Source organism: Endozoicomonas sp. SESOKO2 (assembly GCF_024606245.1).
GTDB lineage: Bacteria > Pseudomonadota > Gammaproteobacteria > Pseudomonadales > Endozoicomonadaceae > Endozoicomonas_A.
The window spans coordinates 1-1,117 of record NZ_JAHHPQ010000456.1 but is presented as its reverse complement, the minus strand read 5'-3'; the positions used below and the strand labels follow the sequence as shown (position 1 = coordinate 1,117).

The window sequence follows — 1,117 nt, the reverse complement described above, 5'->3', positions numbered from 1 at the left end:
GGCGAATATGATGGCATCGATAGACGTCTTTTTAGAAAGCTCCAACAAGGATGCCAGATGTCTGCTTGAGGGTGGCAGGCCGGGTTTGGGTTCCAGGTCACCAACAACATTCACGCCCAGCCATTCCAGCAGATAGTCAAAGTTGCTGTGATAAGTGACCAGGTTTTTACCTTTCAGTGGAGCTGCTACCTTTTCCCAGCGCTCGATGTTGGCCTCCCATCTTTCTGAGAACTTTTTGGCGTTTGCTTTGTATTGATCTCTGTTCCCGGGGTCAAGCTCTGCCATGCGTTCTGCCAGTGCCCGGGTGACTTTCTCTACTCGGTAAGGATCAAGGTGCAGATGAGGATTTCCTTCCGGGTGAACATCACCCATGGTTGGGTCTACCTTCTCAAGCTTACCGATGGTTTCCACCTGATCAGCCGCAAAGAACAGCCCTTTGTCTCCGGTCTGGACTTTTGGATTGGCTGACTTCATCTGCAGAACCGGGAGCCAACCGGTTTCCAGCTCAGCACCTGAGCAAACGACTATGTCAGCCTTCCTCATTTTCGAGATCAGTCCCGGACGAGCCTGAATATGGTGAGGGTCCTGTCGGGCAGTCGTTGCTGTGTAAACCTTTGCTTCAGGTGCAATCGCTTCTGACAATGCCGCCCACTCCGGCTCACAGGCAAAAACGGTCAATGCCCCATGACTGGATACTGGAAAGGCCAGAGCGAATGCCAGCAACAGTTTAGAAAGTATGCGCATCGTGAGCTCCAAGGGACATGACATACTGCAAGGTTATGATGTTGTCGTTGGTGTTTTCGAAACCGTCGCCATTCTGATGGGTGTACTGCAATCTGACTGTGGAGAAGTGTGAATAACTCCAGGACACCATAAGTTCAGTTTCTTGCAGGTTTTTCTCATCAAAATGGTCGCCGTGGGCTTCGTAGCCTCTGAACTCACCGTAACGGGCACCCACTGCCCATTGAGGCGTCATCTGATAAACGCTGCTCAGGTAGAAGCCTTCATTTTTTTCATTAGCCTCGATGGTATCGCTGAGATCCCGTGTTTGTAGATATTCCCCTGTCAGGGTCAGGCTGCGATATTTATAGTTGCCGTCAGGAGCCCACTTCCATAC

At 50.9% G+C, this 1,117-nt stretch carries 1 protein-coding gene and 1 pseudogene; both read right to left on the bottom strand.

All coding sequences use genetic code 11. From position 1 onward, the window contains the following. A partial coding sequence (locus KDK17_RS10430; protein ID WP_257288026.1) for a metal ABC transporter solute-binding protein, Zn/Mn family occupies nt 1–744 on the bottom strand: 744 nt, incomplete at its 3' end. Next, nucleotides 728–1,117 (bottom strand): annotated as a pseudogene (locus KDK17_RS10425) (hypothetical protein); the annotation flags it as partial. The gene KDK17_RS10430 and the pseudogene KDK17_RS10425, both read right to left, overlap by 17 nt.